Below are 15746 nucleotides of genomic sequence, written 5' to 3' on the forward strand. Positions count from 1 at the left end.
TCGTTCGGCATGGCGCGGCATCGCCTCTGGCGAACACGCGGACTGGGGTGCGCACGCACTCGATAGGCTCGACGCAGTCAACGACGAAAGGCACCACGGTGGAGATCCGCATCGGCATCCTGAACGCCCCCCGCGAACTCAGCTTCGAGACCGACGAGTCGGTTTCCGATGTCGAGGGCAAGGTCAGCGAGGCCCTCTCTGGCACGGGCGCCGCGCTCGCGCTGACCGACAACAAGGGCGCGCAGTACCTGGTCCCCGTCGCCGGCATCGCCTATGTGCAGATCGGCGCGGAAGAGACCCGGCGCGTCGGCTTCGTCGCCTAGGGCCGGACCAGCCGTGGAGCTGCTGTTCATCGCCCTCGCGGGCGTCATCATCGGCGCCGTCGGCCGCTACGTGCTGCCGTGGCGGCACACGCACGGCGTGGTGCTGATGCCCGTCGTGGGCGGCATCGCCGCGATGGCGCTCTGGGTGGCGCTCACCTGGGCCGGCCTCAAGTGGGACGCCGGCGTGATCTGGTGGATCGCGCTGTTCGGCACGGGTGCGATCGTCACGGCCGTCGACCTGCTCGTCGGTCGCGCACGCAATCGGGCGGATGCCGTGCTGCTCGCCCACGTCACCAAGAACGGCGCCGCGGCGGCCTAGGGCTACGCCGTCAGACCGAGGGCGTCCATCCGTCGCGTGTGCGCGGCGATCACCCCCGCGAAGAGCGGCTCGGTGTGGGGGTCGTCGGCTTCGGCATCCCCCGTCAGTCTGAGCGCCGAGCGCGCGATCAACAGGGTGTCGCCGACCAGCCTGCGCCCCCACATCGCGAGCTGGGCGGCGAGCTGGGCGTTGCCGGCGAGCGGCGCGCGCAGCAGGTCGTCGAGCGCACGGCCGTCGGCCGGATCGACGGCGAACAGGGCGGGCAGGTCTTTGACGCCTTCAGCCTTCACCCCGCGCGAGAGCGCGACGAAGAAGTCGTCGAGCAGTCCGCCGCAGATGTGCGCGCCCAGCACCCGCTCTGGCCACTCGTGACCCGCTGTCACTTCTGCGAAGCGCTCCAGCCGCTCCACGTAGGGCGCCATCTCGCGCTCGGGTTCGGCGCCGAGGCGCGCGAGCTCGCCGACAAGGTTCTGGTGCCGCGCGAAGGCACGCGCCGCTGCGTGCCCGACCGCCTCTTTCGCGGTGACACCCGGCACCAGCGCCACCAGCGCCGACAGCCGCTCGAACGAGCTGAGCTGCACGCAGGCGGCCTGCCCGAGGAACTGGCGCAGCTCTGGCGCGATCTCGGCGAGGTCGGCCGGAATGTCGAACTTCTTCTCGCGACGCGGGCGCAGCCGGGGCGGATCGAAGGTCAGTCGCGGGCGGCGGAACCACGGAAAGGGCACGGCCAGAAGTCTAGGAGCTAGCCCCCGGTACACTGGCAACAGGCTTGAGGATTCTCCCTCGCCGAACCGACACCGAACAGGTATCCACTTCGTGACTTTCGCAGATCTCAACATCGACACCGACATCGTCGAGGCGCTTGCGGCAAAGGGCATCACCGAGCCCTTCCCGATCCAGACGCAGACGATCCCCCTCGCCCTCGCCGGTCAGGACATCATCGGCCAGGCCAAGACCGGAACGGGCAAGACGTTCGGCTTCGGCCTGCCCGTGATCCAGCGGCTCGGCGCCGAGCCGGCCCCCGGCGTCAAGGCGCTCATCGTCGCGCCGACGCGCGAGCTCGCAGTGCAGGTGTCGGAGGACATGGAGCTCGGCGCCTCGAACCGCCCGACGAAGGTCGTCGCGATCTACGGCGGCAAGGCGTACGAAGGCCAGGTCGCCGCCATCAAGGACGGCGCGCAGATCGCCGTCGGCACTCCCGGCCGCCTGCTCGACCTCGCGGGGCAGCGCCTCCTCGACCTCTCGCAGGTCACCGAGGTCGTGCTCGACGAGGCCGACAAGATGCTCGACCTCGGCTTCCTGCCCGACATCGAGAAGATCTTCCAGCAGCTGCCCGCCGTGCGGCACACCATGCTGTTCTCCGCCACGATGCCCGGCCCGATCGTCGCGCTGGCGCGGCGCTTCATGAGCAAGCCGATCCACATCCGCGCGAACGACCCGGACGAGGGCCTCACGCAGGCGAACATCAAGCACGTCATCTACCGCGCGCACTCGCTCGACAAGGACGAGGTCATCGCCCGCATCCTGCAGGCCGAGGGCCGCGGCAAGACCGTCATCTTCACGCGCACCAAGCGCGCCGCCGCCAAGCTGCAGGACGAGCTCGCCGATCGCGGCTTCCCCGCCGTCAGCGTGCACGGCGACCTCAATCAGGAGCAGCGCGAGCGCAACATGGCCGCCTTCAAGGCCGGCAAGAAGGAGATCCTGATCGCGACGGATGTCGCAGCCCGCGGCATCGACGTCGACGACGTCACCCACGTGATCAACCACACGATCCCCGACGACGAGAAGACCTATCTGCACCGCGCGGGCCGCACCGGCCGCGCGGGCAAGACGGGCATCGCGGTGACCTTCGTCGACTGGGAGGACCTGCACAAGTGGGCCCTCATCAACCGCGCCCTCGAGTTCGGCCAGCCCGAGCCCACCGAGACCTACTCGTCGTCGCCGCACCTGTACAGCGATCTCGACATCCCCGAGGGCACCAAGGGGCGCCTCAAGACGACCCCGAAGCCGAAGGTCGAGTCCGACGTCGCGAAGCAGGGCGCAGAAGGCGGGCCGCGGTCGAGCCGCAGCCGCACGCGTACGCGCGCAGCAGGGACGAGGGATGCTTCAGCCGGCCAGTCCGCAGAAGAGAAGCCCGTCGCCGCGGGCACCCACGACGGCCAGGGCACCGAGCACCACGACGGCAACGCGGCCCCGCGCCGGCGCCGTCGTCGCCGCGGCGGCTCGCGCCCCGCGGGCACGACCCCCGCGTCCTAGGCGCCGCGGCGTTGCTCCCCCGCGCGCTCGATGTCGGGCTTGAGCCCCGCCGCGAGCGCGTACACACGGTCGTCGACACGTTGAATGCCGGACTTCAACTCGGCACCCAGCGCGGTTACCCGATCGTCGACACGCTGAACGTCGGACTTCAACTCGGCACCCAGCGCGGTCACCCGATCGTCGACACGCTGAACGTCGGACTTCAACTCGGCACCCAGCGCGGTCACCCGATCGTCGACACGCTGAACGTCGGACTTCAACTCGGTCCGCACGGATCGGAGTTGAGCGGACAGCGCGAGCAGCACGGTTAGCAGAGCACCGATTCCGACCCAGGCGTCCAGCGACAAGGCGATCACCCCTCCAGTGTGCGCCGCGCTGAGCGCGGATGCGAGCAACTGTAGAGCCGGTCGCCGACACACGCGGACGCCGATCCCTGGATTGTGGAGAACCGACGCCTTCTGCGGGCTGTCAGTACGTCGTCAGCCCCCGCGCGCGAAACTGCCCGCGCACACGCTCGATGAGCTCCGTCGCCGGCGGCTGCGTGTCCTCGAGCGTGTACGGGCGGCCGAGCGCGTGCCACTTCTCGCGGCCGAGCTGGTGGAACGGCAGCACCTCAGCGCGCGTGACGGTACCCGGCCGCAGCTCGTTCAGCGACGCCACGTATGCAGCGACCTTCTCGACGTTCTCCCACTCGTCGGTGAGCCCCGGCACGAGAACGAAGCGCACCCACACCTCGACGCGGCCCTCGCGCGCGAGTCGCCGCCCGAACTCCAGCGTCGGCTCGAGCGCCTCCCCGGTCGCCCGCCGATAGGTCTCGGGGTCGCCCGACTTCACGTCGAGCAGCACGAGGTCGGTGTCGGCGAGCGCCTGGTCGGTGAGCGCCCGGCCGAGGAATCCGCTCGTGTCGAGGGCCGTGTGCACCCCGAGTTCGCGCGCGCCGCGCAGCACGCGGGCGGCGAACGCGGGCTGCATCAGGATCTCGCCGCCCGACAGCGTGAGCCCGCCGCCCGTCGCCCGCAGCAGGGGCGCGTACCGCCCGATGCGCGAGATGATCTCGGATGCCTCGACCTCGACCCCGTCCTTCAGGAACCACGTCTCGGGGTTCTGGCAGTACAGGCACCGCAGCGGGCATCCGTTCATGAACACCGTGAGCCGCGTGCCGGGACCGTCGACCGCGGTCACGAGCTCCCACGAGTTGATGCTGCCGACCTCTCCCGTGCGCAGACGGGTGACGTGCTCGTGGTGGTCGGCCGCGGGCGCCGTCACGACGTCGCCGAGCGCGCCGTTCGTGATCGCCACGGATCCCACGAAGCTCACATGCTCTCGTGGAAGGTGCGCGACAGGATGTCGAGCTGCTGCTCGCGCGTCAGCCGCACGAAGTTCACGGCGTAGCCCGAGACACGCACCGTCAGCTGCGGGTAGTTCTCGGGATGCGCCATCGCGTCGACAAGCGTCTCGCGGTTCAGCACGTTGACGTTCATGTGATAGCCGTCGGTGCCGACGGAGGCGTCGAGCAGGCCGGCGAGGTTGGCGACGCGCTCCTCGCGGGTGCGCCCGAGGCCGCTCGGCAGCACGGTGTTGGTGAGCGAGATGCCATCCTGCGCGTCGGCGTACGGGATCTTCGCCACCGAGATCGCGCTCGCGAGCATGCCGTGGGTGTCGCGCCCGTTCATCGGGTTGGCGCCCGGCGCGAAGGGCTGGCCGGCGCGGCGGCCGTCAGGCGTGTTGCCGGTGTTCTTGCCGTAGACCACATTCGAGGTGATCGTGAGCACCGACTGGGTGGGCACGGCGCCCCGGTAGCACTCGTAGTGGCGCAGCTTCTGCATGAACGACCGGGCCAGCTCGACGGCGATGGCGTCGGCGCGCTCGTCGTCGTTGCCGTACGTCGGGAAGTCGCCGACGGTCTGGAAGTCGACGACGATGCCGCGCTCGTCGAACACGGGCGTGACCGTCGCGTACTTGATCGCCGACAGCGAGTCGGCCGCGACCGAGAGGCCGGCGATGCCGCACGCCATGGTGCGCAGCACGTCCTTGTCGTGCAGCGCCATCTCGAGCCGCTCGTAGTCGTACTTGTCGTGCATGTAGTGGATGACGTTCAGCGCCTCGACGTAGGTCTGCGCGAGCCATTCCATGGTCGCGTCGAGCCGCGCGCGCACGTCGGCGTAGTCGAGCGGCGTGCCGGCGGGAACCGCGGGCCGCTCAGGCGAGACCTGCTTGCCGGTGATCTCGTCGCGGCCGCCGTTGATGGCGTAGAGCAGCGTCTTCGCGAGGTTCGCGCGGGCGCCGAAGAACTGCATCTGCTTGCCGACTGCCATCGGCGAGACGCAGCAGGCGATCGCGGCGTCGTCGCCCCAGGCATCCCTGATGTACCGGTCGGATTCGTATTGCACTGCCGAGGTGTCGATCGAGACCTGTGCGCAGAATTCCTTGAAGCCGCGCGGCAGCCGCGTCGACCACAGCACCGTGAGGTTCGGCTCGGGCGCCGGCCCCAGGTTGTAGAGCGTCTGCAGGAACCGGAAGGAGCTCTTCGTGACGAGGGTGCGCCCGTCCTCCCCCATGCCGCCGATCGTCTCGGTCACCCAGGTCGGGTCACCCGAGAACAGCGCGTCGTACTCCGGCGTGCGCAGGAATCTCACGATTCTGAGCTTGATCACGAAATCGTCGATCAGTTCCTGAGCGGAGGCCTCGTCGAGCACGCCGCTCGCGAGATCCCGCTCAAGGTAGACGTCGAGGAAGGTCGAGGTGCGCCCGAGCGACATCGCCGCGCCGTTCTGCTCCTTCACGGCGCCGAGGTAGCCGAAGTACAGCCACTGGATCGCCTCGCGCGCGGTACGCGCCGGCCCCGAGATGTCGTAGCCGTAGCCCGCCGCCATCGCCTTGAGCTCGGCGAGTGCCCGCAGTTGCTCCGCGTGCTCCTCGCGCTCGCGCACGACGGACTCGCTGAACGGCCGGGTGTCCCAGTCGAGCTTGTCGAGCTTCTTCGCGGCGATCAGCGCGTCGACGCCGTAGAGCGCGACCCGGCGGTAGTCGCCGATGATGCGCCCACGGCCGTACGCGTCGGGCAGGCCGGTGAGCACGTGCGAGCTGCGGGCTGCGCGCACGGCAGGCGGGTAGGCGTCGAAGACGCCGGCGTTGTGCGTCTTGCGGTAGTCGGTGAAGGCCGTTCTGAGGTCCTCGTCGACCTCGTAGCCGTACACCTTGAGGGCGCTCTCGACCATGCGCCAGCCACCGAGCGGCATGATGGCGCGCTTCAGCGGAGCGTCCGTCTGCAACCCGACGATGAGCTCGTCGTCCCTGTCGATGTAGCCGGGCCCGAATGCGGTGATGCCCGCCGGGGTGTGCGGGTCGACGTCGTAGATGCCGCGCTCGCGCTCGACCGGCATCAGTTCGGCGATGCGCCCCCAGACCCGCATCGTGCGGTCGGTGGCGCCGGTGAGGAAGCGCGCGTCGCCCTCGTAGGGCGTGTAGTTGCGCTGGATGAAGTCGCGCACATCGATCGCGTCCTGCCAGTTGCCCGGTTCGAAGCCTCGCCAGGCGGAAGCTGCGGGCACGTCGACATTGATGATCGTCATGTCGCCAGCTTTACAGCCGCAACTTGTATCTATCGTGGGTCTTCAGTCCCTACCGCCCGAACGCAGCCCGCCCGGATCCCTCACGTGAGAAGGGCCCGGGCGGGTGCTGTGGGGACTTTCCCGGCGTTAGCGGCGAGCTCCGAAGAACAGGCCGATCAGGCGCCCGAGGAAGCCGAACACGTCATGGTGCTGGGGCTTCGACGGGTGCGTGGGGTGCGACGGGTGGCCGGGGTGCGACGGCGGCGTCGGCTTCGACGGCTTCTTCTCGACGGTCAGCGCCGCCGCGTTCGAGGTCGTGCTGCCGGCGTCGTTACGGAACACCGCGCGGTACTGCGCGCCGTCGAGCGAGCCATCGACCTTGACCGACAGGGTCGTCGAGCGCGCGCCCGCGATCGTGGTCCAGGTCGCCTTCTTGCCCGTCAGCAGCCGCTGCCACGAGACGCTCGGCTGCGGGTAGCCGCTCGCCTTCGCCACGAAGCGCACGGTGTCGCCCGCGTGGCCGCTCGCCGCCTTCGGCTGCGTCGTCACCGTCGGCTCCGCGTGGGTCACCGTCAGCTTCGCGGCATCCGTCGTCGCCGTGCCCTGCGAGTTGGTGAACACCGCGCGGTACTGCGCGCCGTCGACCGTGGCGGAGGCGGTGACCGTGAGGCTCGCGTCGGTGGCGCCCTTGACGGCCGTCCACCTCTTCGACCCAGGCAGCTTGCGCTGCCACTGCACGGTCGGCGCCGGGGCGCCGGAGGCTGCGGCGGTGAAGCTCACCGCACTGCCCAGCGCGCCCGAGGCCGACGCGGGCTGCGTCGTCACGGCGGGAGCCGCGAGGGCCGGGCCCTCGAGCTCGGCCACGCCCCAGCGGGACGTCGTCTGGTAGGCCGTGCCCGTCTGTTCCGCCCAGCCGAAGTTGGCCGTGCGGGCGCCGGCGGTGCCGTCGTTCACCTCGTAGTCGACTCCCTCGAACTTCCCGACACCGGTGGTGTCCTTGAGGTCGATCCGCGCCTCGACGATGTACCCCGTCGCGGTGCGCGAGGTGGCGCTCGTCAGGCGAGCCTGCTGGGCATCCTCACTGTCACCCGCGCCGAACGACACGGCGTTGTCCGCGCTGATGCGCATCTGCGCGTCGTCCGCGCGGTACGAGCCGTTCTTCGCGTTGCCGAGGTCGGTGAAGATCTCGACGGAGTCCTGCTCGTAGGCGTTCGGCGACGACGTGTCGATCGTCGGGTCCGTGACGTCGGCCAGCACGTAGAGGTAGTCGTCCTTCCAGAGCTGGTACACACGCGCCTTCGCGCCGTCGGCCGAACCGGAGATCAGCTTGCTCGTTGTGACCGAACTGGCCTGGCTCCACACGTCGTCCTTGGTGCCATCGATCGCGGGGGCGACGGAAGCTTCCGGAACCGTCGTGAACGACAGGGGCTCGACGAGCTGGAGCGTGCCGAGCGAGCCCGGGGTGTTCCAGTCCGAGGTGGTGGTGCCGTCGGTGACGGTGACGTCGAACTTCGGCGTGCTCGTGCTGGTCAGACCCGTGTCGGGCAGGGTGACGACGGCCGACCAGCCGCTGGCGGTCGACGTGACCTGGGCGGTCACGCCGTCACCGGTGACGGTGCCGTCGCGCTTTACGGTCGCGGTCTGGGTGCCATCGCCCCAGGCGAAGGTCGCCTGGTCGGTGGCATCCGCCGTCGCGTCCGTCGCCGAGACATAGGCGGTCAGGTGGTCGGCGGCCCAGCGCAGCTGGAAACCCGAGCTGCCGTCCTGCGCGATCGGGTGCAGGGGAAGCTGATCCCAGGCATCCGTCGCAGACTGCTGGAACACGATCGCACTGAGCTGCTTCGCCGGCAGGTCCTGATCGGTGACGCCGTAGTACGCGGGCTTCGCCTGCAGGTTGTCGTCGAACAGCAGCGGTGCACCGGAGCTGGCACGCCAGCTCTGGCTGTCGGTGAGGCCCCAGACCGTCGCCGAGAAGATCGACGCACCAGAAGCGGCCTCGCTGCGGAGCATGTCGAAGATGCCCTTGTAGTAGTAGCCCTGGTCGATCTGGTTGGCGGTCGTCACCGGGGTCCCGGTCGGCACGTCGAGCTCGGTGATCGCCTGGTAGAGCGGGTGCCCGGTCGCGGTCGTGATGCCGTTGAAGCCGTCGATGGCGTCCTTGAGGGACGACAGCGGCGTCGACATCGTGACGTGGAACTGGTGGCCGATGCCGTCGACCGGAACGCCGGCCGAGATCAGGTTGTTCACGAGCTCCTGCACGCGAGCGCGCTTGCCGGCCTGCTCGGTGTTGTAGTCGTTGTAGAACAGCGCGATCGGGCGGTTCGTGCCGTCGGCCGCGAAGCCGCCGTTCGCCGCGGTCTCGTCGAAGTACTTGTTGGCGTCGTCGAACGCGTCCGTGATGTACTCCGGGCCGAGCACCTGGTACCACCGGCTCTGCCGCAGGTCGTTCGGGTCGCCGACGTTGTCGGAGACCGCCTCGTTGACGACGTCGAACGAGACCAGCGGGTTCGTCGACGACCCGAAGGCGCCGAACTTGCTCGACAGGTACTGCGCGACATCCTTGATGTGGGTGTCGAGCCGGTCACGCAGGATCGCCTGGTCGGCCGCGCTGTTCGTGAGCGGCGTGCTGTCGGTCGGCGAGACGTTGAAGAACCAGTCCGGCGTCTGCTGGTACCAGACGAGGTTGTGGCCGTAGACCCGCATGTTGTTCTGCTGGGCGTAGGTCATCAGCGCGTCGGCGTCGGCGTTCGTCGTGACGAAGTTCCCGTTCGCGTCGTACCAGGATTCCGGCTTCATCGAGTTCTCGGGCGTGACCTGGTCGAAGTGCTTCGACAGCAGCTGGCCCGGGGCACCGGTGATCTCAGGGTCGGAGACCGCGGCGCCCACCGGGAACGGCAGGGTGTCCTTGATCGGCGTGATGTCCTGGATGACCGCCGGCGCGGGCTTCGTGACGGTGAGATCGTCGAAGTACAGGTCGGACGTGTTTCCGGTCGTGCCGCCCTGGTAGTCGGTCTCGAAGTACAGCAGTGCCGAGTCGCTCGACGCCGGCATGGTGAACTTCTGGTCGACCTGCGTCCAGCCGGTGTTGGTCACCGTCGAGAACTGCCCGAGGGTGGTGTACGTGGTCGAGCCGCTCGCCGTGTTGGCGAGGCTCAGCCACACGTTGTCAGTCGGCTGGCCCGCCGCGAAGCGCACCCAGCCGCTGACCTCGTAGGTCTGGCCGGGCTGCAGCAGGCAGGTCACGTCGTGGCCGATGCCCTGGCCCTGGTCGGTGCGACCGGATGCCTCGAGCGAGTGCGCGCTGTTGTGGCCGTCCGCGTCTGTGATCGCGACGGTGGCCGCACCGTTGGCGTCGGAGCGAGCCGCCCAGCCATCCGTGTCGCCCGACTCGAAGTCGGAACTGATGATGGTGTCACTCGTCGGGTAGGTGCAGGTCGATCCCGAGCCTCCCGTGCCGCCGGTCCCGCCGCAGTCGGTGCCGGGGGTGCTGACCGCGAAGTCGTTGAGGTCGTAGGCGTAGCTCGCGGTGCCATCGGACAGCGCGTCGGTGCCGACGTAGAACTTCAGCGTGGAGGTGTCGGTGCCGTCGGGCACGGTGTAGCTGCCCGAGATCGTGGTCCAGCCGGAGTCGGAGACGCCGGACTGGTTGCCGATCCACGAGTAGCCGGGCACAGCGACGAGTCGCGCAGAGGTCGTCGCCGACGTCTGCGTCGCGAGGCGCACCTTGGCCGACACGTTCACGGTGTCGCCCGCCATGAGCGCGGTGAGCGCGCCGGGCGCGGTCTGCACACCGTCGTAATCATTCGCACGGCCGGTGACACGCACCGAGTAGTCGCCTGCGGCGTCGCCCGCGACGTTCTCGAAACCGAGCGTCGGGTTGCCGTCCTTCTGCAGCGCGCCGATGGTCTGGTCGTCGAAGTTCGCCGACACCAGGTCCTGCGCTGCGACCGGGGTGCACGTGCCCGTGCCGCCGCCCGTGCCACCACTGCCGGCAGGGCCGGTGATCGTCACGTTGTCGATCAGCACGTTGCCGAAGGCGGTCTGGCCGGTGGCGAGCCCCGAGTTCAGGTAGGCGTTCGCCTTGGTCGCGGTCGCGGCCAGCGTGTACGAGCCGGAGATCGGCGTCCAGGCATCCGCCGTGATCGCCGTCGGGCTCCCGATCCAGCTGTAGTTGCCGTCATCGACCGTGAAGTGCTCGGTCTGCCCGTTGAACGTGGCGTCTTCCAGCCGCGCGTCGAACGAGACCTGGTAGGCGACGCCCGGGGTCAGCAGCTTCGTCAGATCGACGGCTGCGCCCGCGTAGTCCGCGTCGATGTTCGACACCTCGAGCGACTTGCCCGTGCCACCCGGATCCGCGACCGCAGTGATCTTGGCGTCCCCGTTGGTGGTCCACGGCGCCGTGGTGCCGTCGTCGAAGGTGCTCGAGAGCACCGTCGTGCCGCCGGTGTCCGCGGCGGCTGTCTGGGCTGCGGCGAGCGGCGCCGCGATCACCGCGGCGACGACCACCCCCCAGCTCAACTTCGCGAGCGGCGTGTGCCGTCGCAGGGCTGACTTCATGAACGCTCCTTTGCGTCACAGGTGGTACGAGAGTGCGGTGCCGATACCGCGGTGCCCTTCAGAATTTGTTGGGCCCAGCGCGCTATTGGCTGAGCAACGGTACCAGTTCGGGGGGCGTCGTTGCGATAACGATTTCGAACGTCTACGAAGAGGCACCGGACGCCGCGCGGAACAGCCGCTCGAGCGCCTCCGGCGAGGTCGTGTTCTCGCCGAGCAGATTGGGTTTCCCAGCGCCGTGGTAGTCGCTCGATCCGGTGACGACGAGGTCGTGGACGCGCGCGAACTCGAGCAGGTACGCCTTGCCGTCCTCCGTGTTCTCGCGGTGGCGCACCTCGACTCCGGCGAGCCCGGCCTCGACGAGCGAGGCGAGGTACCGGGCGTCCAGCACGGTGTCGCGCCCACGGGTCGCGGGATGCGCGAGCACAGGCGCTCCCCCTGCGCCGCGGATCAACTCGACGCCCTCGAGCGGCGTCGGCGCGTACAGCGGCTCGAAGTACCCGCCGCGCGGGTGCAGCAGCGTCTCGAACGCCGCGCTGCGGTCGGTCACGAGCCCGCGCGTCACGAGCGCGTCGGCGATGTGGGGGCGGCCAACGGATGCCCCGGGGGTCGTGTGCGCGAGCACGTCCTCCCACGTGAGGTCGTAGTCCGCAGCGATGCGCGCGACCATCGCCTCAGCCCGGGTGCGCCGCGCGTCGCGGATGCGCTCGGTCTCGGCGACGAGCGCCGCGTTCTCGGGGTCGAAGAAGTACGCGAGCATGTGCACGCTCTTCCACCCGAACCGGGTTGACAGCTCCATGCCGGGCACGAAGCCGAGATCGAGTGCGGATGCCTCGGCCGAGGCATCCGCCCACCCGGCCGTCGAATCGTGGTCGGTCAGCGCGACCGTTCCGAGCCCTGCCTCGGCCGCCGCCCGCACGAGCTCGGCGGGCGTCTGCGTGCCGTCGGACACGCTCGAGTGCGTGTGCAGGTCGATCGGAGCACGCCAGCTTTTCTGGGGCAGGGGCACGTACCGATGTTAGACAATCGAGGTATGGACACGAGCGACGCGCTGACCACGACCAAGGCACCCCGAGCCACCTCGAACCGCTCGACGCTGCCGCCCGCCGCGAGCTTCAAGGAGTACATCGGCTCGCAGTGGGCCGAGCGCGCCGACGTCGTGCCGCCCGCCCGCGAGCAGGCCGCCTTCGCGGCTGCGCGCCGCGTGAAGCTCGCGGCGCTCTACCCGGGCAAGCGGCTCATCGTCCCAGCCGGCGGCGCCAAGGTGCGCAGCAACGACACCGACTACCCCTTCCGCGCCCACTCGGCGTTCTCGTGGCTGACCGGCTGGGCCGCGGACGCCGAGCCCGATTCGGTGCTCGTCATCGAGAGCGCCGATGACAGCGACGAGCTCAGTGCCACCCTGTACTTCCGCGAGCGCGCCGGGCGCGACTCCGACGAGTTCTACTCGAACCCGCAGATCGGCGAGTTCTGGATCGGCGCGCGCCCGTCGCTCGCGCAGGTCGCGGGCGATCTGGCGATCGCCACGGCGGGCATCGCGGATGCCGGGGCGGTCGTCGCCTCAGCAGATGAGAACACCCTCGTGCTGCGCGAGGCGGACGCCGAGCTCACGGCAGCCGTCGATGCGGCGCGCGGTGACGCCGCTGACATCGATCTTGATGCGCAGCTCGCACGCGACCTCTCCGAGCTGCGCCTCGTGAAGGACGCGTACGAGGTCGCCGAGATGCGCGCAGCGGTCGCGTCGACGAAGCGCGGCTTCGAGGACGTGATCCGAGCGCTTCCGCAGATCACCGCTCACGAGCGCGGCGAGCGGATCGTCGAGGGCGTCTTCTACGCGCGCGCCCGCGGCGAGGGCAACGCGGTGGGCTACGACACCATCGCGGCATCGGGCCCGCACGCGTGTGTCCTGCACTGGACCCGCAACGACGGGCCCGTCGTGCCGGGCGACCTGATCCTCATCGACGCGGGCGTCGAGGCAGAGAGCCTGTACACGGCCGACATCACCCGCACGCTTCCCGTCAGCGGCACCTTCAGCGAGCCGCAGCGGCTCGTCTACGAGACGGTGCGCGAGGCGGCGGATGCCGCATTCGCCGTCGCCCGCCCCGGCGTCCGCTTCCGTGACGTGCACGCGGCGGCGATGGCCGTGATCGCGCGGCGCACCGCCGAGTGGGGCCTCTTGCCCGTCACCGCGGAGGAGGCGCTGGAGGCCGACGGCCAGCAGCACCGCCGCTACATGGTGCACGGCACGAGCCACCACCTCGGCATCGACGTGCACGACTGCGCGGCGGCGCGACGCGAGCTCTATCAGGACGGCATCCTCGAGCCGGGCATGGTCTTCACCATCGAGCCCGGGCTCTACTTCCAGCCCGACGACCTCACCGTGCCAGATCACCTGCGCGGCATCGGCGTGCGCATCGAGGACGACGTGGTCGTCACGGAGTCGGGGGTCGAGAGCCTCTCAGCAGGCATCCCCCGCACCGCCGACGAGGTCGAGGCCTGGATCGCGGAGCTGCGGTCCTAGCGGCGCGCGTCGGCTGACGCCGCCCGGCGCGCTTTCCACCACGCCCAGAACCGCGCGAGCTGCGCACGGGCCCAGCGCCCGAGCCGGCGCGCCCAGCGGAACTCGGTGCCGAGCACCGCGACGCCGATGAACACGATCAGCCACCCGGGCCCTGGCAACGGCACCAGGATGAGGCCGCCGACGACGATCGCGCCACCGATGACCGCGATCAGGATGCGATAGCTGAGGTGCAGCGCCGGGCGCCGACGCAGCCACACCCGGAAGCGCGCGATGACGCGCGCCCTTCGGGGGTGTGCGCTCGGCGATGATGTCACGACGTGAGCATGCCACGCCGACGCTCGGAAACGCGTCAGAGAACGGTTCCGGTGCCTCGGCCCGCGTTGGTCAGCACGTTGCGCGCGCGATTCGCGTTCTCGAGATCGACCACCACGGCGTACGAGGTGGCGAGCACCGCGGTCTGCGAGGTGTAGTCGCGACGCCTGCGGGTCAGCGCGTAGGACACCAGGCTGAACAGCATGCCGAAGCCCGCACCCAGCAGCACGGCGGCGAACTCGAGGCTCAGGTCGGCACGGCCGGGGTTGAAGATCGCCAGCACGATGGCGAGGAAGATACCGAACCACGCGCCGCTCGCCGCACCGGAGAGCGCGACGCGACCCCAGCTGAGCCGCCCCGTGATGTGCTCGACCGATTTCAGGTCGTTGCCGACGATCGAGACACCGCTCACGGGGAAGTCGGCACGGGCGAGCACGTCGACGGTCTGCTGCGCCTCGAGGTAGCTCTCGTACGAGGCGATCACCTCGCCCTTCGGAACAGTGGGGACCCCGATGCCACGACGCCCACCGAGCGGGCTTGCGTTCGTCATAGGCCCATAGTGGCACGCGCCTCGCCGCATGGTGCCCCGGGCTAAGGTTTTCTCGTGAGCGGACAGCGGGTTTTCGTGGCGCGCCTCGCCGGTTGCCTTGTCTTCGACCCCGTCGGCGACCGGGTCGGCAAGGTGCGCGACGTCGTGGTCGTCTACCGCTCAGACGGTGCGCCGCGGGTCGTCGGCCTCGTCGTCGAGATCCCCGGGAAGCGCCGCGTCTTCGTCTCGATCACGCGCGTCACCTCGATCGGCGCGGGCCAGGTCATCACCACAGGGCTCATCAACGTGCGCCGCTTCGAGCCGCGCGGCGGCGAGGTGCGCGTCATCGCCGAGCTGCTCGGCCGTCAGCTCGCGTTCCGCGACGGCAGCGGCACCGCCACCATCGAAGACGTGGCGATCACGCAGGCGCCGAGCGGCCTGTGGGATGTGACACAGCTGTTCGTCCGCCGCCCCAAGACCTCCTCTTCACCCTTCGCGAAGGGGGCGACGCAGTTCGTCGCATGGGCGGACATGGCAGAGACGGATGCCTCGGCCGGCGCACCTCAGTCGGCGGAGCGGCTCATCGCGACCTACACGGACCTGAAGCCGGCCGACCTCGCGACCAGCCTGCTCGAGCTGCCGAAGGAGCGCCGGGTCGAGGTCGCGGCCGAGCTCCCCGACGAGCGCCTCGCCGACGCCCTCGAGGAGATGCGCGAGCAGGACCAGGTCGAGCTGCTGCGCTCTCTCGACGACGAGCGCGTCGCCGACGTCCTCGACCAGATGCAGCCGGACGACGCGGCCGACCTGTTCGCGCAGCTGCCCTCCGCCGAGCGCGAGCACCTGCTCGAGCTGATGGAGCCGGAAGAGGCCGAAGACGTGCGGCGGCTGCTGAACTACGCGCCGAACTCGGCCGGCGGCCTCATGACGACCGAGCCCGTCATCATGTCGGCCGACGCCACGGTCGCCGAGGCACTCGCGCTCATCCGCCGCGAAGAGCTCGCACCGGCGCTCGGCGCCGCCGTGTTCCTCACCCTGCCGCCGTACGAGCCGCCGACCGGCCGCTTCCTCGGCACGGTGCACTATCAGCGCATGCTGCGGCACCCGCCGCACGAGCGCCTCGGCGGCCTCGTCGACCAAGGGCTGGAGCCCGTCATGGTCGACGCGACGATCGCCGAGGTGTCCCGCACCCTGGCGAGCTACAACCTCGTCTCGGTCCCGGTCGTCGACGAGGCCGGCAGGCTCGTCGGCGTCGTCACGATCGACGACATCCTCGATCATCTGCTGCCGGACGACTGGCGACGCCGCGACGGCGAAGACAGTGCGCTCAAACGCATCGCGGCCGCACGAACAGGAAGCATCAACATCACCGGAAGGAGGTGAC

The 15746-nt window shown here is 69.8% G+C and carries 13 protein-coding genes; 5 read left to right on the forward strand and 8 right to left on the reverse strand.

What is annotated here, in order from left to right:
• Positions 1–98: 98 nt before the first annotated feature.
• Both D7I44_RS02635 and D7I44_RS02640 read left to right on the forward strand, forming a co-directional pair.
• Complete coding sequence (locus D7I44_RS02635; protein WP_120788062.1) at positions 99–323, forward strand: DUF3107 domain-containing protein; 225 nt, start codon at positions 99–101, stop codon at positions 321–323.
• Between the two features lie 13 nt (positions 324–336).
• Positions 337–642, forward strand: a complete 306-nt coding sequence (locus D7I44_RS02640; RefSeq protein WP_120788063.1) for a hypothetical protein — start codon at positions 337–339, stop codon at positions 640–642.
• Between the two features lie 2 nt (positions 643–644).
• Here the strand turns inward: D7I44_RS02640 and D7I44_RS02645 are convergent, their stop codons facing one another.
• The gene (locus tag D7I44_RS02645; RefSeq protein WP_162940015.1) at positions 645–1367 is read right to left on the reverse strand and encodes a ferritin-like fold-containing protein; all 723 of its coding nucleotides are present in this window, start codon (positions 1365–1367) and stop codon (positions 645–647) included.
• A 91-nt stretch (positions 1368–1458) separates the two neighbouring features.
• Between D7I44_RS02645 and D7I44_RS02650 the strand changes: the two genes are divergently transcribed.
• Complete coding sequence (locus tag D7I44_RS02650; RefSeq protein ID WP_120788065.1) at positions 1459–2898, forward strand: DEAD/DEAH box helicase; 1440 nt, start codon at positions 1459–1461, stop codon at positions 2896–2898.
• Here D7I44_RS02650 and D7I44_RS02655 read toward each other — a convergent pair.
• From D7I44_RS02655 to D7I44_RS02675, 5 genes are all read right to left on the reverse strand, one after another.
• Positions 2895–3293: a hypothetical protein gene (locus D7I44_RS02655; RefSeq protein WP_162940016.1), complete on the reverse strand. Its 399-nt coding sequence runs from the start codon at positions 3291–3293 to the stop codon at positions 2895–2897. The genes D7I44_RS02650 and D7I44_RS02655 overlap by 4 nt on opposite strands.
• Positions 3294–3366: 73 nt before the next feature.
• Entirely contained in the window at positions 3367–4197 is an 831-nt protein-coding gene (pflA, locus tag D7I44_RS02660) for a pyruvate formate-lyase-activating protein (protein ID WP_425459319.1), read from the reverse strand.
• A 14-nt stretch (positions 4198–4211) separates the two neighbouring features.
• Complete coding sequence (pflB, locus tag D7I44_RS02665; RefSeq protein WP_120788068.1) at positions 4212–6470, reverse strand: formate C-acetyltransferase; 2259 nt, start codon at positions 6468–6470, stop codon at positions 4212–4214.
• A 126-nt stretch (positions 6471–6596) separates the two neighbouring features.
• A complete protein-coding gene (locus D7I44_RS02670) occupies positions 6597–11006 on the reverse strand; it encodes an endo-1,4-beta-xylanase (protein ID WP_120788069.1) in 4410 nt (1469 codons plus the stop codon).
• 142 nt (positions 11007–11148) lie between these two features.
• Positions 11149–12006 carry a PHP domain-containing protein gene (locus tag D7I44_RS02675; RefSeq protein ID WP_120790758.1) on the reverse strand — a complete coding sequence of 286 codons (858 nt, stop codon included), beginning with the start codon at positions 12004–12006 and terminating at the stop codon, positions 11149–11151.
• 30 nt (positions 12007–12036) lie between these two features.
• Between D7I44_RS02675 and D7I44_RS02680 the strand changes: the two genes are divergently transcribed.
• Positions 12037–13524, forward strand: a complete 1488-nt coding sequence (locus tag D7I44_RS02680) for an aminopeptidase P family protein (protein WP_245979956.1) — start codon at positions 12037–12039, stop codon at positions 13522–13524.
• Here D7I44_RS02680 and D7I44_RS02685 read toward each other — a convergent pair.
• Together D7I44_RS02685 and D7I44_RS02690 are read right to left on the reverse strand one after the other, a co-directional pair.
• On the reverse strand, positions 13521–13838 hold the full coding sequence (locus D7I44_RS02685; protein ID WP_245979963.1) for a TIGR02611 family protein: 318 nt from the start codon (positions 13836–13838) through the stop codon (positions 13521–13523). The two genes, D7I44_RS02680 and D7I44_RS02685, sit on opposite strands and share 4 nt — an antisense overlap.
• A 35-nt stretch (positions 13839–13873) precedes the next feature.
• Positions 13874–14386, reverse strand: coding sequence for a YflT domain-containing protein (locus tag D7I44_RS02690; protein WP_120788071.1), 513 nt, complete (start codon positions 14384–14386; stop codon positions 13874–13876).
• Between the two features lie 54 nt (positions 14387–14440).
• On the opposite strand from D7I44_RS02690, the gene D7I44_RS02695 reads away from it, so the two are divergent.
• Positions 14441–15745 (forward strand): magnesium transporter MgtE N-terminal domain-containing protein, encoded by a 1305-nt coding sequence (locus tag D7I44_RS02695; RefSeq protein ID WP_120788072.1) that lies wholly within the window; start codon positions 14441–14443, stop codon positions 15743–15745.
• The last annotated feature ends 1 nt before the right edge of the window (position 15746 follow it).

The sequence above is a fragment of the Gryllotalpicola protaetiae genome, assembly GCF_003627055.1.
In the GTDB taxonomy this organism is placed as follows: Bacteria; Actinomycetota; Actinomycetes; order Actinomycetales; family Microbacteriaceae; genus Gryllotalpicola; species Gryllotalpicola protaetiae.